Origin of the sequence: Amycolatopsis sp. NPDC059021, assembly GCF_042739895.1 — a bacterium.
Classification (GTDB): Bacteria; Actinomycetota; Actinomycetes; order Mycobacteriales; family Pseudonocardiaceae; genus Amycolatopsis.
On record NZ_JBHYIQ010000007.1, the window covers coordinates 1 to 23774 of the forward strand.

The following is a 23774-nucleotide window of genomic DNA, read 5'->3' on the forward strand; positions in this document are numbered from 1 at the left end:
CCGTGTGGTTGGGGGTGGTGCTTTATCCCTAGACCAACTCCCCGACGCGCTCCGCCGCCGGCCCCGCCCCGCGGGGGGGCCCCCCCCCCCCCCCCCCGCCCCCCCCCCGACACCTGAGCCGAGCCATCCCGCCCCGACACGCTCCAGAGGTCCCGGAGGCGGGCCCAAAGCGCTGAGCCGAGGGACGCCCTGGACGCATCTGACGCACCGAGGGACGCCCCCGGCGCAGCCAACGCACCCAGGGACGCCCTTGTCGCAACCGCGCCCCAGCCCCCTTTGCGGAGTCCACAAAGGACGCAGGAGAACGACGTGGGGGCCTCCCCGAGGGATCCAGAGTCCCTCAGGGAGGCCCCCACGGACCAACCGAAACGAATCAGCGTTTTCCGTGCAGCACGGTGATCAGCTTCGCCACCAGCGCGTCCGTGGAAGGCTTGCGGCTGAAGGAAGTCAGCATCATCGGCGGCGCGAAGCGCTGCCGCGCGATGGCCTTGGACCGCGCGAACTCCCGCAGGCCCTCCGGCCCGTGGATCCGCCCGAACCCAGAGTCACCCACGCCGCCGAACGGCAGCGACGCGACACCCGCGAACGAGAGCGGCGCGTTGATCGCGGTCATACCGGTACGCAGCCGCTGGGCCAGTTCGAGGCCACGCGACTTCGAGAACACCGTCGAGCCGAGGCCGTACTTGGTGTCGTTGGCTTTCTGGACCGCCTCGTCCATGTCGCGCACCTTCGCGATGGTGACGGTCGGGCCGAAGGTTTCCTCACGCACCGCTTCGGAATCCTCGGGGACGTCGACGAGCACGGTCGGCTGGACATACCGGTCGCCGACGGCATCGACCCCGCCGAGCACGGCCTTTCCGCCACGCGCCAGCGCGTCCGCGATGTGCTTGCGGATCACCCCGAGCTGCGAGGGCATGGTGACCGGGCCGTACTGCGCGGCCTCGTCCGAGCCCGCCCGCACGTCCTTCGACTTCTCGACGACCTTGCGCACGAACTCGTCGTGCACCCGCTCGTGGACGTAGACCCGCTCGACACCGATGCAGGTCTGGCCGGAGTTCGAGAAGGCGCCCCACACCGTCGCGTCCGCGGCGGCGTCGAGATCGGCGTCGGCGTCCACCAGCACGGGGTCCTTGCCGCCCGCCTCGATGACCACCGGGGTCAGCGTCTGGGCGGCCGCGGCCATGATCTTCTTGCCGGTCGCGGTCGAGCCGGTGAAGGCGATCTTGTCGACTCCCGCGCCGACCAGTGCCGCGCCGGTCTCACCGAAGCCGGTGATCAGCTGCAGCACCGGGTGCTCCGGGACGACCTCCGCGAACGCGTCCACCAGCCACTTCCCGACGCCCGGGGTGTACTCGCTCGGCTTGAAGACGACCGCGTTCCCCGCCGCGAGCGCGTACGCGATGGAGCCGAGCGGCGTGAACACCGGGTAGTTCCACGGCCCGATCACGCCGACGACGCCCAGCGGCTGGTATTCGACCGTCGCCGCCTGGTTCGCCATCAGCAAGCCGGCGGGACGCCGCTGCTTGCCGAGGTACTTGCGCGCGTGCTTGCTCACCCAGGCGATGTGCTCGATCGCGAGGACGCTCTCCAGCTGCGCGTCGGCGATGGGCTTGCCGGTCTCGTCGCGCACGACCTGGCACAGCTGCGGCAGTCGGCGCGTCAGCACGCCCTTCCACCGGCGCAGCCGTTCGCCGCGGCCCGCGTAGCCGAGGCCCGCCCACCATTCCGCGGCCGCCCGCCCGCGCTCGACCGCGGCCTTCACCTCTTCCGCGGTGTCGACCGGGTAAGTCCCGACCACCTCGTCGGTCGCGGGACTCAGCGAGTCGAAGGTTTCGCCGACCGAGGTCGGCTTGGGCTGCACGGCGGTCATCGGCGTCACTCCCGTGGTATCGACGTAAGGCCCAGGCTACGACGTTACTGACGCAGTGCCAATAGCTCGCCGGGCCCGGGTACCCAGCATGACAACGATGGTCGCCGCGGAAAAGGTACCGAACAACGGCGCGAGCCAGAGCGGGAGCACGCCGACGCCGAGCGAGCCGAGCCCGAACCCCGTCGCCTGGACGGTGAAAGCCAGCGAGAACCCTTCCGACCTGCGCCTTTCCGGCAACAGCCGCTGGAGGTTCACCGACGCGACGGTGACCAGCGGTCCCGTGCAGACGCCGACCAGCGTCACCCCGGCGAGCAGCCCCGCCCAGCCGAGGTTCGCGGCCACCAGGACGCCGCCGGCGACGAACCCGCCCAGGAACAGCCGCGGTTCGCCGGTCGTCCCGCGCCAGGCGTACAGCGAACTGCCCGCGATGCTCGCGCCGCACAGCACGGCGACCACGATCGGCGCCGTCGCGTCGGGCGCGCCGAGTCGCTGGACGAACGGCAGCGGCGCGACCTCGATCGTCGACAGCAACAGCCCGACGGTGAACTGGCAGGCCAGCCACGGCAGACACCTCGCGAGCGGGACCGGCGGGCGCTCCCCGGCCTCCCCTCGGCCGGGCGCCATCGTGCGACGCGGCACCAGGATCGCGGCGAGCACACAGACCGCGGCCATCGCGAACGGTGGAACCAGCGGACCGGCGAGCGCGAGTGCGGACACGAGCGCGGGCCCGGCGATGAGCACGCCGTCGAGGATCATCGCGTCGACCGCGACGGCCCTCGGCAGGATGTCGTCGGAGACGGTCGCGGCGAGCAACGTCCGGAAGCCACCGGACAGACCGCCCGCGAGCGCGCCCGGCAGCACGACCAGCGTGAGCAGGACGAACTCCGGCACGCCCCACGAAGCGGCCGTGCCCAGCGCCGCGAAGCCGGCCGCGACCAACAAGAGCAGGACCGGAAGAGCACGGGACGGCCCGAACCGGTCGAGCAGCCGTCCGATCGGTACGGCGGCCGCGGTTTCCGCGACGACGTACACCGCCATCATGACCCCGCCGAGCCGGTACGACCCGGTCGTGGCCGTGGTGAGCACGGTGAACGCCAGCGGCGCCATGGCAGCGGGCAGCCGGGTCAGCTGGACTCCCGCCGACCAGCGCCAATACCCGCGATGTTTCAGGAGAGACATGTCGACACCGTGTCGCGACGGACACGTTCGGCAATACTGATTCGGGAATAGCCGAATCCTGGAGCCCACCGTGATCGAACTCGTGCTGACGGCCGAGAGCGCGAACCACGTCCGGTTCGCCATTTCGCCGCTGGACGAGACGATGGGCGCGATGCAAACGCTGCTCGGTGTCCGCGGGCATCCGAGTCATCTGCCGTGGCTGCGCGAGTCCGCCCGGAAACTCGGGCGCCTGCCGATCGCCGAACTCGCCGCGGTGATGAGCGCGCGGCACTACATCACCGACTTCCTCGCGCCGCCGCCACAGGATCCGGCGACGACCGCCGAAGTACAGCTCGCCGAGATCCGCCGCACGCTCCCGGCGCAGGTGGCACTCGAACTGGCCAAAGTGGACTCCGATCTGAGCGCGCTTCCCGAAGACCCCGCCACCGCACGGGATCTGCTCGCCGATCAGCTCGAACTCGCCTGGACCGAGCTCGTCGAGCCGCACTGGCCGCGGATGCGGCGCCTGCTCGTGGCGGACATAGAGGAACGCTCGCGGCAGCTGTCCGAGCACGGCATCGCGGGGATGCTGGCCGATCTGCACGGCCGCGTCCGGCTCTCCGGCGACGTCCTGATGATCGAGATGCGGGAACGCAGCCGGGTCCGGCTCGACCGGCGTGGACTGTTGCTGATCCCCGGGGTCTTCGCCTGGCCGAGCGTCGGGGTCATCACGATGGAGCCGTGGCAGCCCGCGCTGCTGTACCCGGCGCGGGGCGTGGCCGAGTTGTGGGCGCGGCCGAGCCGTCCGCCCGCCGCGCTCAGCGGGGTGCTCGGGCGCACGAAGGCCGCGCTGCTGGTCGCGCTGGACCGCCCGGCGAGCACCAAGGACCTCGCCGCGAGCCTGGGCCTGGCGCCGGGAACGGTGTCCGAACATCTCACCGCGCTGCGGGCGGCGGGACTGCTGGAGACCGCGCGCCGAGGCCGGGAAGTCCGCTACCGGCGCACCGAACTTGGCGACGCACTCCTTCGGGCATAGGGTGGAAAGCGACGATCCTAAGGAGAATCCTGATGCGAATTGTCCATTTTGGACATTCTTGCGTGCTGCTGGAGACCGAGGGCGCGCGGATCCTGATCGACCCGGGCACGTTCTCCGCCGGCTTCGAAGGCGAACGCGAACTCGACGCGATTTTCGTTACCCACCAGCACTTCGACCACCTCGACGTCGAACGGCTGCCCGCGCTGCTGGAGGCGAACCCCGGCGCGAAACTCGTCATCGACCCCGGTTCCGCGGAGACCGTGCGGAAGACGGGCGCGACGTTCGAGGTCGCCGAACCGGGCGACGCGTTCGAAATCGGGCGCAGCACGGTGAACGTCGTCGGCGGTGAGCACGCGGTGATCCACAGCGACATCCCGGTGATCCCGAACGTCGGCTACATCGTCGATCACGGCGCGTTCTACCACCCCGGCGACTCGTTCTTCGTGCCCGAGCAGAAGATCGACGTGCTCGGCCTGCCCACCGGCGCCCCGTGGCTCAAGGCGGGCGAGGCGGTGGACTACCTGCGGGCGGTGGCACCGCGCGCGGCCGTGCCGATCCACGAGGCCGTGCTGGCGAATCCGGCCCTGCACTACGGGCTGTTCGGCAACCTCGCGCCCGAGGGCACCGAAGTGAAGGTGCTCGACCGCGCCGAGCCCACCACCGTCTGACGTCAGGCTGTCCTGTCAAACGCCGACGCGGCGGAGCGCGCCGTAGGTGGAGCCGAAAGCCCGGTTCTCCAGCGCGACATCGACCGCGTCGAGCAGGGCCTGGCGCAGACCGGGACGTGCGAGATCGGCGGCCTCGACTCCCAGGCGGACGAGGCCGCCCTTGCGCGCCGCCCTGGCGCTCGCGAGCACCAGCGCGAAGCAGCGCACGGTTTCGGTGCGCTGGGACTGGCTGCTGAACTCCAGGACCCGCGAACGCCAGGACTCGCCGCTTTCCAGGTCCCGCACCGAGACCAAGTCCGCGCACAACGTGAAACCGTGTTCCGCCAACGCCTGGAGCGTGCCCTGTGACGCGATCCAGCGCGGTGGCGCGAAGCCGTCGACGGCGAGGCCGGTGCCGTCGAGCGCGGCCTTCGCGGCGATCAGCCGCAGCCGCGCCTCGTGCGCGGGCAGCGCCGCGAACTCGGCCTTCTTGCCGAGCTGGACGGTGCGATGGGTGGGCGTGACGCGATGGTCGTAGCCGTGCAGCAGCACGGAATCACCGGCCTTCGCGCGGACTCGCGTCCACTCCGTCACCGGACCGTCGCCGGTCCTCGCCGCATACAGGACCGACAGCGGCACCTTGCGTCGTTCCAGCTCGGCCGCGAGGTCGGCGCAGCGATGCAGCGTCCGCGGAGTGATCCCGGACAGCGATACGAGCAAACGAGCGTCCACGCTGCCCATTACGCAGGAGCCCGATGGCGCCCGCCTGACCACGCCGTGAACTGCACCGAACGGTCCGACGACGGTTGCGGAGGCGTTCACCCGGCTGGGTCAACGCAGCCCCGTTTTTCCGGTGCCTTGCCCGGCGCCGGGGTCAGCCCGGCCAGTCCGCCAGCGAAAGCCCGGTGATGCGCTCGTAGGCCTCGACGTAGCGGGCGCGGGTGGCGGCGACGACGTCGTCCGGCAGCGGCGGCGGCTGGGTGTTGGACGCGCGGTCCCAGCCGGAGGCCGGGCCGGTGAGCCAGTCGCGGACGTACTGTTTGTCGAACGACGGCTGCGCGCGGCCGGGCGCGTAGCCGTCCGCGGGCCAGTAACGCGAGGAGTCCGGGGTCAGCACCTCGTCCCCGAGGACGAGAGCACCGCTCTCGTCCTGGCCGAACTCGAACTTGGTGTCGGCCAGCAGGATTCCGCGCTCCGCGGCGAGATCGGCACCGCGCCGGTAGATCGCCAGGGTGGCCTCGCGGACGCGTTCGGCCAGCTCACGGCCGATCGTGGCGGCGGCCGCGTCGAACGTGACGTTCTCGTCGTGCTCGCCGAGTTCCGCCTTGGTGGCCGGGGTGAAGATCGGCTCGGGCAGCTTCGCGGACTCCGCCAGCCCGGCGGGCAGCTCGACGCCGCACACCGCGCCGGTGCGCCGGTAGTCGGCGAACCCGGAGCCGGTGAGGTACCCGCGGGCGACGGCCTCGACGGGCAGCATCTTCAGCCGCCGCACCAGCAGCGCGCGGCCGCGGACCTCGGCGGGGATGCGCGGGTCGTCGTAGGCGACGAGGTGGTTCGGCATGACGTCGGCGAGCTGGGTGAACCAGAAGACGCTCATGGCCGTCAGCACCCTGCCCTTGTCCGGGATGGGCGTGTCCAGCACGAAGTCGTAGGCGGAGATCCGGTCCGAGGTGACCAGCAACAGGTGGTCGTCGTCGACCGCGTACAGTTCGCGGACCTTGCCTGCGGAGATCTTCGGGTAATCGGCGAGCGTCGTCACCGCAGCACCCTAACCCGCGAGATGATGCAGGTCATGACGTACCGGTGGATCTCGTTCACGACCGACTACGGCCTGCGGGACGGGTTCGTGGCGGCCTGTCGCGGGGTGATCGCGCGGCTGGCGCCCGACGTCCAGGTGATCGACGTGACCCACGAAGTGCCGCCGCAGCAGATCCGGCACGGCGCGACGGCGCTCGCGCAGACCGCGCCCTACCTGCCCGAATCGGTGCACCTCGCGGTGGTCGACCCCGGAGTCGGCACCGCCCGGCGCGGCGTTGTCGTCGTCGCGCGGCGGGGGCTGCTCGTCGGGCCGGACAACGGGCTGCTGCTTCCCGCGGCGTCGGCGCTCGGCGGCGTCGTCGAGGCCTTCGAGCTGTCCGACCCGTCGCTGCGGCTCCCCGAGACCTCGGCCACCTTCCACGGCCGCGACATCTTCGCCCCGGCCGCCGCGCATCTCGCACTGGGCGTGGCCCCGTCGGAGTTCGGCGAGCGAGTGCCCGACCTGGTGACGCTGCCGGACCCGCTCGTCGCCGCGTTCCCGGGAAAACTGGTCGCGGAGGTTGTGACAGTGGACCACTTCGGCAACGTCCAGCTCGCCGCGAGTCCCGCCGACCTGGCATTGACCGAGCTGACCGGCGCGGTGTCGGTGCACAGCGCGCGGGTCGCGGTGCGGGCGGTGGTGGGCCGGACGTTCGGGGACGCGGCGCGGGGCGAGGCGGTGCTCTACACCGACTCGGCGGGGCGGCTCGCGGTCGCGATCAACGGCGGCTCGGCGGCCGCGACGCTGGGCCTCGGCCCGGCCCAGGAGTGCACGATCACCTCGTCGCCGACGGCGAGCTGACCGGGCCTGGTGACGGCGGCCTTCATCCCGAACGTCACGCCGCCGTCGGGATCGCGGCGGTAGGTGGCGAGCGTGCGGATCGGCTCGGGGCCGGACTTCACGCCGGTCTCCTGGTCGACCATCGGCACCGAACACCGCACACATGGCTTCGCGTAGCCGAATTCGGCGCCCCCGGCCCGCATCGCGCGGACGTCGTCCTCGGTGTGCGGCGTTGCCCAGCCCGCCACGACGATGTTGGGCCGGAAGCGATCCATCGGCACCGGCTCGCCCCCGCGCGACGCGATCCTCTCGTTGAGACTGTCCAAAGAGGACTCACTGGTGACGAGCAGCGCGTGCCCGTCGGCGAAGGCCGCGGTGCCCGGCGTCTGCCCGCTCGTGACGCGCTCGTGGTCCGGCGCGACGCCGACGAGGATCGATTCGGTACGGAGCAGCGTCGAGAACCAGTCCTGCGCCTCCTTGCCCTGGTGGACGGCATCGCCGTGCCAGCTGAAGGTGGCCGCGGGGTGCCGTGGACCGTCCTTCCTGATATCGACCTGGAGGTCTTCGACCCCGGGCGCGGAGAGTTCGAGCGTCCTTTCGCCGACGATCCGGGGACGGACGGTGGCGAGCACGGCGAACTTGCGCTGACTGCGGAAGTCACCGTCGGGCGCGGCGACCATGAAGGCGCGGTCGTGCGCCAGCCCGGCCTCGGTGACCAGCGCCGTATCCACCGAGGTCCCGGCACAACCCTTGACCGGGTAATACGTCAGCCGCGCGATTCTCGCCATAGCCGCAGATTACCTGTCGATTCGGCGACTCCCGCGTCCCGGACGACGCGTTGGGGACGTTGGGCGATGCTCTCGAAGCTTTTGGACATGCCCGGGTAGTTGGCGGCCCCGGACGCGTGCTAGTGCCGTCCGCGGGAGCACATTTGCGGTAAATCATCCGGTTTGGTGGTTGGCCGGATTCCAGGTCCGTGGGGGCCTCCTTGAGGGACTCTGGGTACCTCAAGGAGGCCCCCACGGACCACAGCAGCCGACGTACCGGCTCCCCGAGAAATGCGCAGCTGACGGGCGCCGCCCCCGGTCACGATGATCGCAGGCGGGACCGACAAGGGCGGAGGTGCGCGACAGCCAGGCCGGGGAGTTGTCCACAACGGCCCCGGCCATCCACAGATTTCCCGTACACCCCCACCCGCGCCCCGAACCTCGATACGCTGGTTGCAGGGGTGCCCCCGGGAGGGTGGGGGAATGCCTACCGGATGGGTGCGGGCCTGGTCAGAGCACCTGCGAGAGGAAGCGTTGCAGGCGCGGGCTTTGCGGGTTGTCGAAGAGGTCGGCGGGCGGGCCCTGTTCGACGATCCTGCCCCCGTCCATGAAGGCGACCTCGTCGGCGACACTGCGGGCGAAGCCCATCTCGTGGGTCACGACCAGCAGGGTCAGTCCGCGTTCGGCGAGACCGGCCATCAGGTTCAGGACGCCCTTGACCAGTTCGGGGTCCAGCGCGCTGGTGGCCTCATCGAACAGCATGACCTCGGGCTCCATCGCCAGCGCCCGTGCGATCGCGACCCGCTGCTGCTGGCCGCCCGAGAGCGCGCTCGGCCGGTACGGCGCCTTGTCCGCCAGGCCGACGTCCTCCAGCCGCGCACGCGCGATCGACGCCGCCTCCTCCTTGCCGAGCCGCTTGACGCTGCGCAGCGGCAGGACGATGTTGTCCAGCACGCTCCGATGCCCGAACAGGTTGAAGTGCTGGAACACCATCCCGACCCGCTGCCGCAACACGTCCGGGTCGGCCGAGATGACGCTCTCGTCGTTCAGCAGCAGATCACCGCGGTCCGGTTCCTGCAGCCGGTTCACGCACCGCAGCAGCGTCGACTTGCCCGACCCCGACGGACCGATGATGCAGGTCGTCTTGCCCTTCTCGACGCGAAGATCCACCCCGCGCAGGACTTCGAGGGTCCCGAACTTCACGTGGATGTCGCGCAGCTCGACGCTCGACGAGTGCACCGGCGCACGCACGCTCACTGGGGAACACCTCCACCCGAATAGTTGGCCGGGGTGTACTCCGTGCTGGGATCCACGGTGTCGACCTTCTTCCCGGTCCGCAGCTTCTTGTCGATGTAGTTCACCAGGTGCGTCAGCGGAATGGTGATCACCAGGTACACGAATCCGGCCGCGACCAGCGGCGACAGGTTCCCGGTGTTCGCCGCGAGGTCCTGCCCGATCCGGAACAGCTCGCGCTGCTCGGGCAGCAGGCCGAGGAAGTACACCAGACTGGAGTCCTTGATCAGCGCGATGAACTGGTTCACCAGCGCCGGCAGCACCCGCCGCACGCCCTGCGGGATGACGACCAGCGCCATCGCCTTGGTGTAGCTCATCCCCAGCGCGCGGCTGGCCTCCAGCTGTCCTTTTTCGACACTCTGGATACCGGACCGGAAGATCTCGCCGATGTAGGCCGCCGCGATCAGGCTCAGCGCCAGGATGCCCAGCGGATACGGGTTCGTGCCGACGATGTCCCGCGCCAGCGTGCCGAGACCCTGCCCGATCACCAGGATCGTCAGGATCGCGGGCAGGCCACGGAAAATGTCCGTGTACACCCGCGCGGGCCAGCGCAGCCACTTCTTCGTGGACAGGCCCATCACCGCGACGACCATGCCCAGCACGGTGCCGATCACCGCCGAAACCACGGCGAGGATCAGGGTGTTCCAGATGCCCGTCTTGAGCAGATCGGGGAAGACCTGCCAGATGTATTCCCAGTTGAGAAAGGTATTGAAGAACTGATCCATTTACTTGCTGACCTTGAAGTCGGCGGGAATCGGCGTGTTCGGTTCGAACTGCTTGAACAGTTTTTCCCACGTGCCGTCCGCGACGACCTGCTTGATCCCGTCGTTGAGCTTGTTCAGGAGTTCGGTGTTCCCGTGCTTCACCGCGTAACCGTGCGGGATGTTGGTGGTGATGACCTTCGCCACCTTGAACTTGGCGTCCACATTGGACTTCGCGTAGTCCTCGGCCGAGGCCTGGTCGAACACCGCACCGTCCACACCGGACGTCTTGAGCGCGCTCACCACCGCGGCGTCGTTGGGGAAGCGGACGGGCTGAGCCGTCGGCGCGTTGGCCGCCAGCCAGGTGTCCGAAACGGTGCCCTGGACGACGCCGATCCGCTTACCCGCCAACGAGTTCTCGTCGGTGATCGGGGCGCCTTCCTTGACCTCGATCCCCAGCGACTGGTAGTTGTACGGCGCCGAGAAGTCCACCGTCTTCTTCCGCGCGTCCGTCTGCGCGATACCCGCGCTGCCGATGTCGTACGTGCCGTTCGCGACCTGACCGAGCAGCGCCGAGAAGTCGGTCGCGACGAACTCCACCTTGAGGTTCACCTTGGCCGCGATGGCCCGGAGCAGCTCGTTGTCCAGACCGGTGTAGTTGCCGTTCTCCTGATAGGCGTTCGGCCGGGAGTCGCTCAGCGTGCCGACCCGCAGCGTCTTGCCCTCGGAACCACTACCGCTGCCGCACGCGGTGAGCGCGGCCAGCAGTGTCGCGGCCACCGCCGTGGCCAAAGTCTTCCTCATGTCACTCCTCAGCTTCCGACTCAGCTACCGAACCCGGCCGGCACCGGAGCGGTCGGCAGGAACTGCTGATGGAGCTTAAGCCACGTACCGTCCTTGATCACCTGCTTGAGCCCGTCGTTCAGCTTCGTCAGCAGGTCGGCGTTGCCCTTGCGGACGGCGAACCCGTGCGGCACGTCGGTGGTGAAGCTCTTCACGACCGCGAGCTTCGCGTCCGGATTCTCGGTGACGTTCTTCTCGGCGATGCTCTGGTCCAGGACGTACGCATCGACGGCCCCGGTCTTCAACGCGGTCAGCGCCGCGGCGTAATCGGGGAACCGCACCGGCTGCGCGTCCGGCACCGTGCTGGTCAGCCACTTGTCGCCGACCGTAGCCTGGATCACCGCGACCCGCTTGCCCGACAGGCCCTTCTCTTCGGTGATCGGGCTGCCCTGTTTCGCCTGGATGCTCATCGTCTCGAAGTCGTAGGAATCCGAGAAGTCGACGGTCTTCTTGCGTTCCTCGGTCTGCGCGATCGCCGAGCTGGCGATGTCGTAGCGGCCGGAAGACACCTGGCCGAGCAGCGAGGAGAACTCGGTCGCGGAGAACTCCAGCTTGAGGTTCTTCTTCGCCGCGATGGCGCGGAGCAGCTCGTTGTCGAACCCGGTGTACGTGCCGTCCTTGACGAACACGTTCGGCGGCGCGTCACCGAGCGTGCCGACCCGGAGGGTGTCGGAGGCGCCACCCGAACCGCACGCGCTGAGCGTCGCGACCAGACCGGCGGCCAGCGTGGCGAGCAGTATCTTCTTCACGACGTCACACTCCGGGGTTGGTCACGGGGAGGCCAGCGCCGCCCTGTTCGAGCTCGGGCGTCAGCGGGGCCTGCTTGAAGAACTGCGCGTGCAGCCGCGCGACCGTGCCGTCCGCGATCGCCTTGGCGATACCGTCGTTCAGCTTCGCGATCAGGTCCTTGTTGGTCTTCGCGACGGCGTAGGCCGACGGCGTGTCCTTGTTCGGCTGGGTGAAGCCGAACTCCAGCGGCACGGCCGGGTTCTGGTCGAGGTACTGCTGGCCGATGTCCTTCGGCACCACCCAGCCGTCCAGGGTGCCGTTCTTCAGCTGGGCGAAACCGGCGTTGTAGTCCGGGAAACGCACCACGCTGGCGCCCGCGATCTTCCCGGCGAACTCGTCCTGGACCGAGGCCTGGACCACGCCGAGCCGCTTCCCGGCGAACGCGGCCGGGTCCTTGAGGTTCGCGTCCTTTTTGGTCACGATCGTCGTGTAGCCGACGTCGTAGCCGTTGGTGAAGGCGACGGTCTTCTTGCGTGCGTCGGTGGTGGAGATGGTCGAGCTGCCAATGTCGAACTTGCCGTTCGCGACGCTGGCGAGCAGGCCGGCGAACTCCGTGCCGACGAACTCGACCTCGAACCCCTCCCGCTTGGCGATGTCGCGGAGCAGCTCGTTGTCGTAGCCGGTGAAGGTGCCGTTCTGCAGGTAGATCGACGGCGGCGCGTCACTCAGGGTGCCCACTCGCAGCGTCTTCTTGTCCGTGCCGGACGCGCCCGACGACGAGCCGCAGGCCGCGAGGCTCAGCGCGAGCGCTCCGGTGGTGACGACGGTGGCAATTCTCGACAGCGTGGATCTCATCGCTTCTTCCGTGGGTAGGCGCGCGCAGGCGCGATACAACACGCCAGGCCGCGGGGTAGGCGGCCCGGCGCTCCGGTTCCAGCGGTCGAGATTAGGGATTTCGCCCGTTCGGGTAATTCCGTCTCACTCTGTGAACGGTTTCAGGTGCCCTTGCTCACAGGATGGGCTGCGGGGCGTACTCGCGCGCCTCCGGGAAGCGCTCCAGCACCGCTTCGACCCGCCGCGCGACCTCCTCGACCTGGCGCGGAGCCACCCCGGTGAACGAGATCCGGTCGGCGAGCAGCTTGTCCAGCTCACCCCGGTCCAGCGGGATGCGCTCGTCGGCGGCGAGCCGGTCCAGCAGGTCGTTCTCGGCCAGCCCGCGCTCCCGCATTTCCAGCGCGACGGCGACGGCGTTCTCCTTGATCGCCTCGTGCGCGGTCTCCCGGCCGACCCCGGCCCGTACCGACGCCATCAGCACCTTCGTGGTGGCGAGGAACGGCAGGTAGCGGTCCAGTTCACGCTCGACGACCGCGGGGAAGGCGCCGAACTCGGCGAGCACCGTGAGGAACGTCTCGAGCAGCCCGTCGAGCGCGAAGAACGCGTCCGGCAGCGCGACCCGGCGGACCACGGAGTCGGAGACGTCGCCCTCGTTCCACTGGTCGCCGGCGAGCTCGCCGATCATCGACAGGTACCCGCGCAGCACGACGGCGAGGCCGTTGACCCGCTCGCAGGAGCGCGTGTTCATCTTGTGCGGCATCGCCGACGAGCCGACCTGGCCGGGCTTGAAGCCCTCGGTGACCAGCTCGTGCCCCGCCATCAGCCGGATCGTCTTGGCCAGGCTCGACGGCGCGGCGGCCATCTGGACCACAGTGGACAGAACGTCGAAGTCGAGCGACCGCGGATACACCTGGCCGACGCTGACGAATCCCTGCTTGAAGCCGAGGTGCTCGGCGACACGCGACTCCAGTGCGTCCAAAGTGGACTCGTCGCCCAGGAGGTCGAGCATGTCCTGCGCGGTGCCGACCGGGCCCTTGATGCCCCGCAGCGGGTACCGCTCGATCAGGTTGTCCAGCCGCGCGAACGCGACGAGCAGTTCGTCGGTGGCGGTGGCGAACCGCTTGCCCAGCGTGGTCGCCTGCGCGGCGACGTTGTGCGAACGACCGGCCATCACCAGGTCGGCGTGCTCGACGGCGAGCGCCGCCAGCCGCGAGAGCACCGCGGCGACGCGGGTCCGCATCAGCTCCAGGGAACGCAGCAACTGCAGCTGTTCGACGTTCTCGGTGAGGTCCCGCGAGGTCATTCCCTTGTGGACGTGCTCGTGCCCGGCCAGCGCGTTGAACTCCTCGATCCTGGCCTTGACGTCGTGACGCGTGACGCGCTCGCGGGCGGCGATCGAATCGAGGTCGACCTGCTCCAGCACCCGCTCGTAGTCGGCGACGACGCCGCTCGGCACCTCGACCCCGAGGTCGGCCTGCGCGCGGAGCACGGCGAGCCACAGCTCGCGCTCCAGCACAACCTTGCGCTCCGGCGACCACAGCGAGACCAGCTCGGTGGAGGCGTAGCGGGCGGCGAGCACGTTCGGAATGCGGGGCTTGTCCGTCACGGCCTCACGATACTCGGCGTGCTTGCGTATAGCCGCAGGTGGCCGGAACACTCGGCGCCATGGATCTTGTCCTCGTAGGTGGCTACGGGCCCACCGGCATCGTGACCTTCCGCCGCTCGGCCACCGGAGAGCTGACCCACGCCGGGACACTGCCGATGGAGTCGCCGTCGTGGCTGACCCGGCACCCCGCGCTGCCGATGCTGTACGCGGCCAACGAAACCGCGGACGGCGCGCTCACCACGGTCCGCATCGAGGACTCCGGCACGCTCACGGCACTGGACACCGTCGAAAGCGGCGGCGCCGACCCGTGTCATCTCGCGGTCACCGCGGACGGCCGATTCCTGTTGTGCGCCAACTATTCCAGCGGCAGCCTCGCGGTGTTCGGGCTCGACGGGGACGGCCGGATCACCGGCCGGACGGATCTGGTGCGGCACGCCGGCCGGGGTCCGGTCGAGGGCAGGCAGGACAGCGCCCACGTGCACATGGCGGTGCCGGGCACCGACGAGGCAGGCACGATCGTCAGCGCGGTCGACCTCGGCACCGACGAAATCCGCAGCTACCGGCTCTCCCCGGAAGGACTGCTCCACGAGTTCGCGGTCTCGACGGTGCCTTCGGGCACCGGACCGCGACAGCTGATCCGGCGGCCGGGGACGGACCTCGCCTACGTCGTGGGCGAGCTGGCGGGGACGCTGGTCACGATGCGCGAGGTCAGGCCCGGCGCGTTCGAGGTCGTCGCGGTCACGCCGTCGACCAAGGCCGCGGACACCACACCGAACCTGGTCGCGCACGTGGAGCTCGACGGCGACCGGCTGTACCTGTCCAGCCGCGGCCCGGACTGCGTCACGGAGTTCAGCCTCGACCCGGCGGCCATCGCGGTCATCGACCATCCGAGCGGCGCCGAACCACGCCATTTCGCGCTGGCCGGCGGCATGTGCTTCGTGGCCGCGCAGCACGACGACGCGCTCACCGTGTTCCCCCTCGACGGCTCCGGCGAGCCGGCGCGCTATCCGACACCCCGGCCCAGCTGCGTGCTGCTGAAGGGGACGTTCGGCGCGTAAGACGCGCTGAAGGGCGCTTTCCTCGCATCGCATGCGAGGAAAGTCCCCTTCAGCTCACTCCGGCGTTCTCGGTCAGCGCGGTGCGCAGCATGCGTGCCGCCGCCGCGCGCGGATCGGGGTCGACCTCGATCAGCGCGTTGACCACGGCGCCGTCGACCAGCGCGACCAGCTTTTCCAGCTCGGCGTCGGTCACTGGCGTCCCGGACCGGGTGAACGTCTCCATCAGCAGCTCTTTGAACTGCTCGCTCAGCGTCCGCATGATCGGCCGCAGGTACTTCCGGCGGCCGGTGGCGACCAGCCGCTCGTACCGCAGCAGCACCGCCTCGGCGTCGGTCTCGGGGTCCCCGGTGGCGGGCCCGAGCAGCATGTCCAGCGCCAGCTCGATGGTCGCCTGGACGCCGCGGTTGCGGGTGGCCATCTCCTCCAGCCGACGGCGCCCGGCGGCGAGTTCGATCCGGGAGTGGTGCTCGACGGCGGTGGTGACGAGGTCTTCGAGCGAGTCGAAATAGTACGTCGTGGAGGCCAGCGGAAGTCCGGCGCGTTCGGCGACCGCACGGTGCCGCACGGCGTCGAATCCGCCTTCGGCCAGCAGCTCCGCTGCCGCCTCGGCGAGCGCGGTACGCCGGCGTTCACCCTTGGGTGTGGTGGCTGCAGCGGTCATGGGCCTTCATTGTGCCAGCTCCGCCCGCGACGCCCGGTCAGAACCGCGCGGCGAGGTCACTCGCGATGCGGCCGAGGTCACCCGCGAAGGGCACCGGCCGCCCCGGCGTCCCCGCGACGCTGATCAGCACCACCGTTCCGCCGCTGCGGGCGGGGAGCCGCGTGATCGCCGCGCCCGCGGGCTGTTGCGGTACTTCGGCTGGGATGCCGGCGGGGAACACGGCGGCGGAGATGATGCCGTCTGCCAGCGGGAACCCCGCGGCCCTGGCACCCGTCGTACAGGCGCCGCCCGGTGAAGCCCCATCGGCGGCGACAGGGACCGGGAGCTCGCCAGCGAGGGCTGTGGCGAGCTCCCGGTCTACCTGCTCGCACCCGGAGGTGCCTTCGACCCGAGGGCCGGTCCTCCCGTCTCCGTCACCCCCCTGCTGGGGCGACGACGACGAGAAGTTCGGTGACTCACCCGATGGACGTGCGGGTCCCGCGCTCGGTTGCCCTGGCACCGGCGCCGAGTTCGCCCTGATCCCCGAAGACGCCGAATTCGGCGTCCCGAACTCGACATTCGACACAATTCCGAAGATTCCCGCCCCCGCGATGACGAGGGCGACCGCGCTCGTCGACACGGCGAGGCGCGAACGGCGCCGCGCCGTCTGCCGCTTCGACTCGGCGACGACGTCGGACTCGGTGAAGGTCGAGGGCGGCGGTTCGCCGGGCGCGGCGGAGAACAACGTCTCGAGGTCGCGCTCATCCATTGGTCTCCACCTCCCGTTCCAGAACCTGTTTCAGATTCGCCAGCCCGCGCGCGGTCTGGCTCTTGACGTTGCCCTCGCTGCAGCCCAGCGCCTTCGCGGCGGCGCTGACGTCGAGCCCTTCGAAGAACCGCATGACCAGGACCGCGCGTTGTTTCGGCGGTACCTCGCGCAACGCCGCGAGAAGGTCTTCCCTGGTGGCGACGCGTTCGGCGAGGCCGGGCCCGTCCTGCGCGGGCTCGGGCAGCTCGTCGGTCTGCCGTTCCCGCCGCCACGGGCGGCGGGACTCGTCGATCGACGCCCGTACCAGGGTCTTGCGCACGTAGGCGTCCGTCGCCCCGCGATCCCTGATCTTCTTCCACCTCCGGTGCAGCGCCACGAACGCCGTCTGCGCGAGGTCGTCCGCGCGATGCCAGTCGCCGCAGAGCATGTACGCGGTCCGGCGCACGGCGTCCCGCCTTGCGGCGAAGTACTCCGCGAACTCCTGCTCGTCGCGCTGGTCCACGCGCAGTCGTGCTCCACTCTGTTTGTCGTCGGCGGTAGGACGGAACCGGGGGCGTCCACGGTTGCACGGCCCGCGAAGTTCGACCAGCCTCCTGCCGCATTGATCCACGCACGGCCCGTGTGATGTGATCGGACCGTGACCTGGACGCCGCAGCCGCTCGACTTCCGCTCCGACACTGTGACCCAGCCGGATGAGACGATGCGCAGGGCGATGGCCGAGGCCGAGGTCGCCGACAACGTCATCGACACCGATCCGACGATCGCCGAACTCGAACGGCGCGCGGCGCAAGTGCTGGGCATGCCCGCCGCGCTGTGGGTCCCGAGCGGCACCATGGCCAACCTGATCGCGCTGACCGCGCACCTGCGCCGCGGCGACCGGTTCCTCGCGATGCGCGGCGCGCACGTGCTGAACAACGAACTCGGGTCCGCCGCGTGGCTCGCGGGCGGGATGGCGGAACCGCTGGAACACGACGCCGGGCCCGGCCGCCCCACCGCCGAGGCCCTCGAACTGGCGATCGGCACGCAAGGCCCCTACTACACACTGCGGACTTCGTTGTTGTGCCTGGAGAACACGCACAACGCGGCGGGCGGGGCGGTCACCCCGCCGGACGAACACGCGCAGTTGCTCGCCGTGGCCAAGCAGGCCGGGTTGAAGGTCCACCTCGACGGCGCGCGGATCTGGCACGCCGCGGTCGCGCTGGGCGTCCCGCCCGCCGCGCTGACCGTCGGCGTCGACACCGTATCGGCGTGTTTCAGCAAGGGCCTCGGCGCGCCGGTCGGCTCGGTCGTCGCGGGCACGCCGGACTTCGTCGGGCAGGCGCGGCGGACGCGGCAGATGCTCGGCGGCGGAGTCCGCCAGGGCGGAGTGCTCGCGGCGGCCTGCCTCGTCGCGCTCGACCGCGTCGACGAGCTGGCCGAGAGCCACGAGAACGCCCGGCGGCTCGCGGCCGGGGTCGCCGAGCACGGCTGGCCGGTGGTGACCCCGGAGACCAATATCGTGCTCGCCGAGGTCGCCGACGTCCCGACGGCGCTGGAGTGGCTCGGCTCGCTCGGCATCCTGGCGCTCCCGATGGGCGGCCGGGTGCGGTTCGTGCTGCACCGCGACCTGTCCGCCGCCGACGTCGAGGAAGCACTGCGCCGCATCAAAGCCGGTGCCTGAACTGATGGGGGATCGATGAACTGGATCGTGTTCGACTACGGCGACGTGCTGAGCAAGCGGACGGCCGCGCTGCCGAAACTCGCCGCCACGCTGGGCGTCGAGGCCGGGAGGCTGGAGCAGCACTACTGGGCGCTGCGGGAGCCGTACGACCGCGGCTGCGGCGACCTCGAGTACTGGCAATCGGTCGGGAAGGCGCTCGGCGTCGAGGTCGACAAGGCGAAGAGCGAGGAGCTGACCAGCATCGACGTCGAAGGCTGGTCCCATCTCGAACCGTCCTCGGCCGAACTGCTGGACGCGCTGGGCGAGGCGGGCGCGGCACTCGCGCTGCTGTCCAACGCGCCGTCGTCCTTCGGCCGCTGGGCGCGGGAACAGGACTGGGCGCGGCACTTCCGCGTCACGCTGTTCTCCGGCGATCTGGGCTGCGTGAAACCGGACGAGCGGATTTACCGGATCCTGCTCGGCCGGCTCGGCGCGGCGCCGGCGGACTGTCTCTTCTTCGACGATCGAAAGTCCAATGTGGACGCGGCGGGGGCGCTCGGAATCCGGGCCCACGTATGGGACGGCGCCGAAGCGGCGAAGGCCGCGCTCGGCTGAAAATCACCCACACGGCAGATCCGCCTACACAGGGTCAATAGCGTGGGCCTAAGCTGGCTTCACCCAAACCGACTTCCCGCGGTAGGTGACATGCCCGCACACGATCCGCCGTCCGATCGCCGGCCGGCCGTGCTGCCGTCCGACTTCGATCGGCCGAGCATCGCGCGGGTTTTCGACGCCTTGATGGACGGGCAGGACAACTACGCGGTCGACCGCGCGGTGGTGCGGCAGATCCTGGACATCGCGCCCGACTCGTCGAGGATGGCGAAGGAGGTACGGGCGTGGCTGGTCCGCGCTGTCCGCTTCCTCACCGAGCGGATGCGGATCGACCAGTTCCTCGACCTCGGCTCGGGCTTCCCGACGGTGGAGAACACGCACCAGGTCGCGCAGCGGTACAATTCCGAGGCGCACGTCGTCTACGTCGACAACGACCCCGTCGTGCAGGCATACGGCCGCGCGTTACTCGAAGAGAACGAGTACACCCACATCTCCGGCAGCGACCTGCTCGATCCCGACGCCACGCTGTCCGACGAGACGCTCGTGCGGAACCTCGACTTCCGCAAGCCGACCGGGCTGATCATGTGCGCGATCATCCACCACATCACCGACCTCGAACGGGCACGGAACGTGGTGAAGGCCTACGTCGAGGCGATGGCGCCGGGCTCCTACCTCGTCCTGCTGCACCAGCACAACCCCGCCGACGGCAGCGAGGCCGCCGATGTGGCGACCGCGCTGGAGAAACGTTTCGGCGGTACCGGGCTCGACACGCTCTACCGCACCCGTGAGGAGATCGCGTCCTTCTTCGACGGCTTGGAGCTCGTCAAACCCGGGCTGACCTATCCGCACCAGTGGTGGCCGGAGGGGCCGCGCCTCGCCAAGCTGGCGCCCGTGAACTTCACGTCGCTGGCAGGCGTGGCGCGGATCCCGTGACCGGCCGTCAGCTCACCGGTTTCACTGATTGATGCGCCTGGGGTCCTTCTTGCCGGTGATCGCGCGGTAGCCGGCGGCGCCGAGGAACAGCACCCCGCCGATCACGGCGATCCACAGGATCGCCTTGAACACGAACCCGATCACCGAGCCGAGCACCATGAACGCCACCCACGCGACGACAAGCGCTCCGACGATCTTCCAGAACATGGCTCCTCCGATTGCGTCCCCGCGCCCTGCCGGCCCGGTATGGCCAGCGTCCCACCCTCGACGCGAAAACTCTCTCGAACCGGCCAACGTTCAGGGGGATCTCCGGGTTCCCCCTGACCGTGCTCAGCCGAGCCAGGCACCGATGCGGCGGACACCCTCGTCGATGTCCCCGGCCGAGCCCGCGAACGAGAACCGCACGAACTTCCCGCCGTCGACCGGATCGAAGTCGACCCCGGGCGCGATGGCGACGCCGGTGTCGGCGAGCAGCCGCTGGCACCAGCTCAGGCTGTCGGTGGTGTACGCGGAAACGTCCGCGTAGGCGTAGAAGGCCCCATCGGCCGGAGCCAGCTTGTCGATCCCCACCTCGCGTAGCCCAGCGAAGAGCCTGTCGCGGTTGGCGCGGTAGCGCTCGACGTGGCCGTCCGCCTCGGCGTAGGACTCCGGTGTGAACGCGGCGACGGCGGCGTGTTGCGAGACCGCGGGCGGGCAGATGGTGAAGTTGCCGGTCAGGACGTCGACGGCACGGTGGAGCCGCTGCGGGACCAGCATCCAGCCGAGCCGCCAGCCGGTCATCGCGAAGTACTTCGAGAAGCTGCCGAGGACGAGCGCCTCGCGGCCGTACTGCCAGGCACAATCCAGCTCGGCGCCGTAGGAGATGCCGTGGTAGATCTCGTCGCTGATCAGCTGGACACCGTGGGACGAGCACCAGCCGCTGATCGCCGCCAGCTCGCCGGGCGGCAGCACGGTGCCGGTGGGATTGCTCGGGGCGGCCACGATCAGCCCGTCGATCGGGCCGAGCTCGTCGAGCAGGGCTACCGTGGGCTGGAAGTTCGTCTCCGGGCCGGTGGCGAATTCGACGACCTCGCAGCCGAGCACGCGCAGCAGGTTCCGGTAGGCCGGGTAGCCGGGCCTGGCCATCGCGACCCGGGCGCCGGGATCGAACGCGCTGAGGAACGACAGCAGGAAGCCGCCGGAGGAGCCGGTCGTCATGACGACGTCCTGCGAAGCGACGTCGATCCGGTATTTCCGCTGGTAGTGCCCGGCCACCGCCTCGCGCAGCTCGGGAATGCCGAGCTGTTCGGTGTACCCGAGGGTCTGCGTCGACAGGGCTTTCTTCGCGGCCTCGAGCACGGGCGCGGGGGCGGGCGCCGAGGGCTGGCCCGCGCAGAGCGCGACCAGGTCACCGTGGCTGCGCTGCCGGGCTTGTGCCGCGGAAAGGACGTCCATGACGTGGAACGGGGGAACTCCGGCCCGCAGCGCGGGCCCGGCGAAAGCACCGAGGTCGACCATGTCCTGCAGGCTAACCTGGGCTACTCGGGCCGGCCCCGATGTGCCGAGGTGCGGGCGATCAAGGCCCCGTACCCGTCGAGCAGGCGTTGCAGGCCGAACCCGAACAGCCGATCCAGCTCGAAGTCGAAGTCGCCACGGGCGATGACGGCGGCGAAGGACGGGTAGCGGCCCTTGGCAATCAGCTCGAACAGCACGGGCTCGTGCTCGGCCAGCCACTCCTGGTCCGAGTGCGCGGACCCCGCCTCGGCTTCGGCCTCCCACTCGAAGTTCAGCGCCGTCGAGCGGACGTAGTTGAACAGCGTGATGTGCGCGTACATGATCGTCGAATGCGCGAGGCCGTGGCCGTCGAGCGCGCGGACCGCCCATTCGGCGTGGTCGAGCAGGTTCGGCAACGGCTGCGGGCGGGTGACCGAAAGCGCCTGCGCGAGCCAGGGATGCTGCCGGAACAGCTGCCATTGGCGCGTGGCCAGCAGTTCGAGCTGAGCCCGCCAGCCCTCCGGCGGTGTCGCCGGGAAGGTGATTTCGCCGAGGACGAGGTCGGCCATCTCGAGCACGAGATCGTCCTTCTTGGGCACATGGCGATAAAGCGCCATGGTGGCGACCCCGAGTTCCGACGCGATCCGCCGCATCGCGAGCGCGCCGATGCCCTCGGTGTCGGCGATGCGGACGGCCGCCCGCACGATGCTCTCGCGGGAAAGTTCGGCTTCCCGCTTCGGCACGCGACGCTCGGGCGCCTCGGCGACGACCGTCCCCGCGCCGGGCCGGGTGACCACGGCCCCTTCGTCCCGCAGGGTCGCGAGCACCTTGGTCGCGGTGGCCATCGCGACGCCCCAGTCCTTGACGATCTGGCGGGTCGACGGCACCCGCGCGCCCGGTGCCAGCTCGCCCGCGGCGATCCGCCGCCGGATCTCGGTGACGATCCGGCGGTAGGGCGGGTCCGGTTGAGGGCCCATTTCTCCTCCTAGTGCACTAGTGCGCTCACTGCTCCAAGACTAGTGCGCTACTGGTAGCAAGCTCGCCGCGCACTAGTGCTTTCACATTGGGTTTCCGCAGCCCTAGGCGCAGATTATCCCGTGTGCATACCTTGTACGCAGCGAACTTCGAAACGACGTACACAGGGAGACATCATGACCGAGCGGAACATCCTGATCTCGGGCGCGGGCGTCGCCGGAATCACTCTGGCCTACTGGCTGCGCCGGCACGGCTTCCGGCCGACCGTCGTCGAACGCGCCGAGGCGCCGAGGCGCGGCGGGCACGCGATCGACATCCGGGGCAGCGCCCTCGGCGTCGTCGAGCGGATGGGCGTACTGGCCGACATCCGGCGGCTCGGCACCGACATGCGCGGGATGTCCTGGTACAACGCCCGCGGCCGGAAGCTGGTGGACGTCACCGAGCACACGCTGACCGGCGGTCTCGTCGACAGCGAGGACGTCGAGATCCTGCGCGACGAACTCACCGACATCCTCTACGCGGCGACCGACGGCGTCGAGTATGTCTTCGGTGACTCGATCACGGGACTGACCCAGACTCCCGATGGAGTCGACGTCACGTTCGCCTCCGGCGCTCCCCGCACGTTCGACCTCGTGGTCGGCGCGGACGGCATCCACTCGACGGTGCGACGGCTGGCGTTCGGCCCGGAAACGCGTTATCTGCACCATCTGGACACGTATTTGAGCGTGTTCACCATGCCGAATTACCTGAACCTGGACCGCTGGCAGGTCTTCCACATGTCGCCGGGGCGGCTTGCCGGCGTCTACAGCGCGCGAGGCAACACGGAAACGCGGGCGATGCTGGGCTTCGAAGCGCCGGTGCTGGACTACGACCATCACGACCGCGCCCAGCAGGAAAAGCTCATCGCGGACGCTTTTCTCGGCGGCGGCTGGGAAATTCCGCGACTGCTGCGGGAAATGCGCTCGGCACCGGAACTGTATTTCGACTCGATGAGCCAGGTACGCATGGATTCCTGGACCGCCGATCGCGTCACCCTGGTGGGCGACGCGGGTTATGGCCCGTCACCGCTTTCCGGCCAGGGCACCAGCCTGGCGCTCGTCGGCGCGTACGTCCTGGCGGGCGAACTGCGGGCCGCGCACGGCGATCACGGCACGGCGTTCGCGCGGTACACGGAGATCATGCGGCCGTTCGTGCTGAAGAACCAGGAACTGGCGATGTCGAACAAGCGCAGCCAGACCCGCGCAGCGCAATGGCGGCAGATCCAGAGCCTGCGCGCGCTGCGCTACCTGCCCTTCCGCACGCAAATCATGCGAAAGGCGATGCAGCCGCTGACCGAATCCGCCAACACCGTCCGCCTCAAGGACTACTGACGATCCGTGAATGCCACATTGAGGGACTTTATGCGGTCGCGAGCAGTGGGCGTTGCGCTGGAGCACGCCTCCTGTGCGCGGTCCTGCGGGATGCGCCCAGGGTGTCCCCCGGACTTCCCGACCACACCGCCTGGTGTCGCGAACGCTCCGTTGGCCCGCGGGGAAAACCGCCAACCGGCGGTGGGCGCCCCCCCCCGGCCGCCCCCCAACCAACCCCAACACCCCCCCCGCAACACCCCCAGA

Annotated in this window: 25 protein-coding genes; 8 read left to right on the top strand and 17 right to left on the bottom strand. The window is 69.8% G+C overall.

What is annotated here, in order from left to right; translation table 11 throughout:
- Positions 1-373: 373 nt before the first annotated feature.
- Positions 374-1870, bottom strand: coding sequence for an aldehyde dehydrogenase family protein (locus tag ACFWX1_RS05480; RefSeq protein ID WP_378384147.1), 1497 nt, complete (start codon positions 1868-1870; stop codon positions 374-376).
- Between the two features lie 36 nt (positions 1871-1906).
- Positions 1907-3049 carry an MFS transporter gene (locus ACFWX1_RS05485; protein ID WP_378384149.1) on the bottom strand — a complete coding sequence of 381 codons (1143 nt, stop codon included), beginning with the start codon at positions 3047-3049 and terminating at the stop codon, positions 1907-1909.
- Between the two features lie 70 nt (positions 3050-3119).
- Between ACFWX1_RS05485 and ACFWX1_RS05490 the strand changes: the two genes are divergently transcribed.
- Both ACFWX1_RS05490 and ACFWX1_RS05495 read left to right on the top strand, forming a co-directional pair.
- A complete protein-coding gene (locus tag ACFWX1_RS05490; protein ID WP_378384151.1) occupies positions 3120-4064 on the top strand; it encodes a DUF5937 family protein in 945 nt (314 codons plus the stop codon).
- Between the two features lie 32 nt (positions 4065-4096).
- On the top strand, positions 4097-4732 hold the full coding sequence (locus tag ACFWX1_RS05495; protein ID WP_378384153.1) for an MBL fold metallo-hydrolase: 636 nt from the start codon (positions 4097-4099) through the stop codon (positions 4730-4732).
- A 15-nt stretch (positions 4733-4747) separates the two neighbouring features.
- Here ACFWX1_RS05495 and ACFWX1_RS05500 read toward each other — a convergent pair whose 3' ends face one another.
- Both ACFWX1_RS05500 and ACFWX1_RS05505 read right to left on the bottom strand, forming a co-directional pair.
- A complete protein-coding gene (locus ACFWX1_RS05500; protein WP_378384155.1) occupies positions 4748-5452 on the bottom strand; it encodes a DUF2334 domain-containing protein in 705 nt (234 codons plus the stop codon).
- A gap of 133 nt (positions 5453-5585) precedes the next feature.
- Positions 5586-6470, bottom strand: a complete 885-nt coding sequence (locus ACFWX1_RS05505; RefSeq protein WP_378384157.1) for a phosphoribosylaminoimidazolesuccinocarboxamide synthase — start codon at positions 6468-6470, stop codon at positions 5586-5588.
- A gap of 33 nt (positions 6471-6503) precedes the next feature.
- Here ACFWX1_RS05505 and ACFWX1_RS05510 point away from each other — a divergent pair, with 33 nt between their 5' ends.
- Entirely contained in the window at positions 6504-7310 is an 807-nt protein-coding gene (locus tag ACFWX1_RS05510; protein ID WP_378384159.1) for an S-adenosyl-l-methionine hydroxide adenosyltransferase family protein, read from the top strand.
- Here ACFWX1_RS05510 and ACFWX1_RS05515 read toward each other — a convergent pair.
- From ACFWX1_RS05515 to purB, 7 genes are all read right to left on the bottom strand, one after another.
- Positions 7193-8077 carry an MOSC domain-containing protein gene (locus ACFWX1_RS05515; RefSeq protein ID WP_378384161.1) on the bottom strand — a complete coding sequence of 295 codons (885 nt, stop codon included), beginning with the start codon at positions 8075-8077 and terminating at the stop codon, positions 7193-7195. The genes ACFWX1_RS05510 and ACFWX1_RS05515 overlap by 118 nt on opposite strands.
- A gap of 489 nt (positions 8078-8566) precedes the next feature.
- Positions 8567-9307, bottom strand: a complete 741-nt coding sequence (locus tag ACFWX1_RS05520) for an amino acid ABC transporter ATP-binding protein (RefSeq protein ID WP_378384473.1) — start codon at positions 9305-9307, stop codon at positions 8567-8569.
- Between the two features lie 2 nt (positions 9308-9309).
- Positions 9310-10074: an amino acid ABC transporter permease gene (locus ACFWX1_RS05525; RefSeq protein ID WP_378384163.1), complete on the bottom strand. Its 765-nt coding sequence runs from the start codon at positions 10072-10074 to the stop codon at positions 9310-9312.
- Entirely contained in the window at positions 10075-10854 is a 780-nt protein-coding gene (locus ACFWX1_RS05530; protein ID WP_378384165.1) for an ABC transporter substrate-binding protein, read from the bottom strand.
- Between the two features lie 20 nt (positions 10855-10874).
- Positions 10875-11642 carry a transporter substrate-binding domain-containing protein gene (locus ACFWX1_RS05535; protein WP_378384167.1) on the bottom strand — a complete coding sequence of 256 codons (768 nt, stop codon included), beginning with the start codon at positions 11640-11642 and terminating at the stop codon, positions 10875-10877.
- Between the two features lie 4 nt (positions 11643-11646).
- On the bottom strand, positions 11647-12477 hold the full coding sequence (locus ACFWX1_RS05540) for a substrate-binding periplasmic protein (protein ID WP_378384169.1): 831 nt from the start codon (positions 12475-12477) through the stop codon (positions 11647-11649).
- Positions 12478-12631: 154 nt separating this feature from the next.
- A complete protein-coding gene (purB, locus tag ACFWX1_RS05545) occupies positions 12632-14062 on the bottom strand; it encodes an adenylosuccinate lyase (RefSeq protein WP_378384170.1) in 1431 nt (476 codons plus the stop codon).
- A 59-nt stretch (positions 14063-14121) separates the two neighbouring features.
- Here purB and ACFWX1_RS05550 point away from each other — a divergent pair, with 59 nt between their 5' ends.
- Positions 14122-15120, top strand: a complete 999-nt coding sequence (locus tag ACFWX1_RS05550) for a lactonase family protein (protein ID WP_378384172.1) — start codon at positions 14122-14124, stop codon at positions 15118-15120.
- 49 nt (positions 15121-15169) lie between these two features.
- On the opposite strand, the gene ACFWX1_RS05555 is transcribed toward ACFWX1_RS05550, so the two are convergent.
- Genes ACFWX1_RS05555 through ACFWX1_RS05565 form a run of 3 tightly spaced genes read right to left on the bottom strand, consistent with a single transcriptional unit; the run spans position 15170 to position 17031 of the window.
- Positions 15170-15781, bottom strand: a complete 612-nt coding sequence (locus ACFWX1_RS05555) for a TetR/AcrR family transcriptional regulator (RefSeq protein WP_378329526.1) — start codon at positions 15779-15781, stop codon at positions 15170-15172.
- A 37-nt stretch (positions 15782-15818) separates the two neighbouring features.
- Positions 15819-16529, bottom strand: a complete 711-nt coding sequence (locus ACFWX1_RS05560; RefSeq protein WP_378384174.1) for a hypothetical protein — start codon at positions 16527-16529, stop codon at positions 15819-15821.
- Positions 16522-17031: a SigE family RNA polymerase sigma factor gene (locus ACFWX1_RS05565; protein ID WP_378329524.1), complete on the bottom strand. Its 510-nt coding sequence runs from the start codon at positions 17029-17031 to the stop codon at positions 16522-16524. The genes ACFWX1_RS05560 and ACFWX1_RS05565 overlap by 8 nt, the downstream gene beginning before the upstream one ends.
- Positions 17032-17166: 135 nt before the next feature.
- Here ACFWX1_RS05565 and ACFWX1_RS05570 point away from each other — a divergent pair, with 135 nt between their 5' ends.
- From ACFWX1_RS05570 to ACFWX1_RS05580, 3 genes are all read left to right on the top strand, one after another.
- Positions 17167-18189 carry a threonine aldolase family protein gene (locus ACFWX1_RS05570; RefSeq protein ID WP_378384175.1) on the top strand — a complete coding sequence of 341 codons (1023 nt, stop codon included), beginning with the start codon at positions 17167-17169 and terminating at the stop codon, positions 18187-18189.
- Between the two features lie 15 nt (positions 18190-18204).
- Positions 18205-18783, top strand: a complete 579-nt coding sequence (locus ACFWX1_RS05575) for an HAD family hydrolase (RefSeq protein WP_378384177.1) — start codon at positions 18205-18207, stop codon at positions 18781-18783.
- A 90-nt stretch (positions 18784-18873) separates the two neighbouring features.
- Positions 18874-19713, top strand: coding sequence for an SAM-dependent methyltransferase (locus ACFWX1_RS05580; RefSeq protein ID WP_378384178.1), 840 nt, complete (start codon positions 18874-18876; stop codon positions 19711-19713).
- Positions 19714-19734: 21 nt separating this feature from the next.
- Here ACFWX1_RS05580 and ACFWX1_RS05585 read toward each other — a convergent pair whose 3' ends face one another.
- The 3 genes from ACFWX1_RS05585 to ACFWX1_RS05595 all read right to left on the bottom strand — a co-directional run bounded on the left by ACFWX1_RS05585 (position 19735) and on the right by ACFWX1_RS05595 (position 22163).
- Entirely contained in the window at positions 19735-19920 is a 186-nt protein-coding gene (locus ACFWX1_RS05585; protein WP_378329520.1) for a hypothetical protein, read from the bottom strand.
- A gap of 123 nt (positions 19921-20043) precedes the next feature.
- On the bottom strand, positions 20044-21210 hold the full coding sequence (locus tag ACFWX1_RS05590; protein WP_378384180.1) for a pyridoxal phosphate-dependent aminotransferase: 1167 nt from the start codon (positions 21208-21210) through the stop codon (positions 20044-20046).
- 20 nt (positions 21211-21230) lie between these two features.
- A complete protein-coding gene (locus ACFWX1_RS05595; RefSeq protein WP_378384182.1) occupies positions 21231-22163 on the bottom strand; it encodes a TetR/AcrR family transcriptional regulator C-terminal domain-containing protein in 933 nt (310 codons plus the stop codon).
- Between the two features lie 174 nt (positions 22164-22337).
- Between ACFWX1_RS05595 and ACFWX1_RS05600 the strand changes: the two genes are divergently transcribed.
- Complete coding sequence (locus tag ACFWX1_RS05600; protein WP_378384184.1) at positions 22338-23531, top strand: FAD-dependent monooxygenase; 1194 nt, start codon at positions 22338-22340, stop codon at positions 23529-23531.
- Positions 23532-23774: the final 243 nt, after the last annotated feature.

What these genes read in the sequence shown, in the direction of transcription:
- ACFWX1_RS05480 (WP_378384147.1), bottom strand. Translation starts at nt 1,870, where the DNA reads ATGACCGCCGTGCAGCCCAAGCCGACCTCGGTCGGCGAAACCTTCGAC.
- ACFWX1_RS05485 (WP_378384149.1), bottom strand. Translation starts at nt 3,049, where the DNA reads ATGTCTCTCCTGAAACATCGCGGGTATTGGCGCTGGTCGGCGGGAGTC.
- ACFWX1_RS05495 (WP_378384153.1), top strand. Translation starts at nt 4,097, where the DNA reads ATGCGAATTGTCCATTTTGGACATTCTTGCGTGCTGCTGGAGACCGAG.
- ACFWX1_RS05500 (WP_378384155.1), bottom strand. Translation starts at nt 5,452, where the DNA reads ATGGGCAGCGTGGACGCTCGTTTGCTCGTATCGCTGTCCGGGATCACT.
- ACFWX1_RS05510 (WP_378384159.1), top strand. Translation starts at nt 6,504, where the DNA reads ATGACGTACCGGTGGATCTCGTTCACGACCGACTACGGCCTGCGGGAC.
- ACFWX1_RS05515 (WP_378384161.1), bottom strand. Translation starts at nt 8,077, where the DNA reads ATGGCGAGAATCGCGCGGCTGACGTATTACCCGGTCAAGGGTTGTGCC.
- ACFWX1_RS05525 (WP_378384163.1), bottom strand. Translation starts at nt 10,074, where the DNA reads ATGGATCAGTTCTTCAATACCTTTCTCAACTGGGAATACATCTGGCAG.
- ACFWX1_RS05530 (WP_378384165.1), bottom strand. Translation starts at nt 10,854, where the DNA reads ATGAGGAAGACTTTGGCCACGGCGGTGGCCGCGACACTGCTGGCCGCG.
- ACFWX1_RS05540 (WP_378384169.1), bottom strand. Translation starts at nt 12,477, where the DNA reads ATGAGATCCACGCTGTCGAGAATTGCCACCGTCGTCACCACCGGAGCG.
- ACFWX1_RS05550 (WP_378384172.1), top strand. Translation starts at nt 14,122, where the DNA reads ATGGATCTTGTCCTCGTAGGTGGCTACGGGCCCACCGGCATCGTGACC.
- ACFWX1_RS05555 (WP_378329526.1), bottom strand. Translation starts at nt 15,781, where the DNA reads ATGACCGCTGCAGCCACCACACCCAAGGGTGAACGCCGGCGTACCGCG.
- ACFWX1_RS05560 (WP_378384174.1), bottom strand. Translation starts at nt 16,529, where the DNA reads ATGGATGAGCGCGACCTCGAGACGTTGTTCTCCGCCGCGCCCGGCGAA.
- ACFWX1_RS05575 (WP_378384177.1), top strand. Translation starts at nt 18,205, where the DNA reads ATGAACTGGATCGTGTTCGACTACGGCGACGTGCTGAGCAAGCGGACG.
- ACFWX1_RS05580 (WP_378384178.1), top strand. Translation starts at nt 18,874, where the DNA reads ATGCCCGCACACGATCCGCCGTCCGATCGCCGGCCGGCCGTGCTGCCG.
- ACFWX1_RS05585 (WP_378329520.1), bottom strand. Translation starts at nt 19,920, where the DNA reads ATGTTCTGGAAGATCGTCGGAGCGCTTGTCGTCGCGTGGGTGGCGTTC.
- ACFWX1_RS05590 (WP_378384180.1), bottom strand. Translation starts at nt 21,210, where the DNA reads ATGGTCGACCTCGGTGCTTTCGCCGGGCCCGCGCTGCGGGCCGGAGTT.
- ACFWX1_RS05595 (WP_378384182.1), bottom strand. Translation starts at nt 22,163, where the DNA reads ATGGGCCCTCAACCGGACCCGCCCTACCGCCGGATCGTCACCGAGATC.
- ACFWX1_RS05600 (WP_378384184.1), top strand. Translation starts at nt 22,338, where the DNA reads ATGACCGAGCGGAACATCCTGATCTCGGGCGCGGGCGTCGCCGGAATC.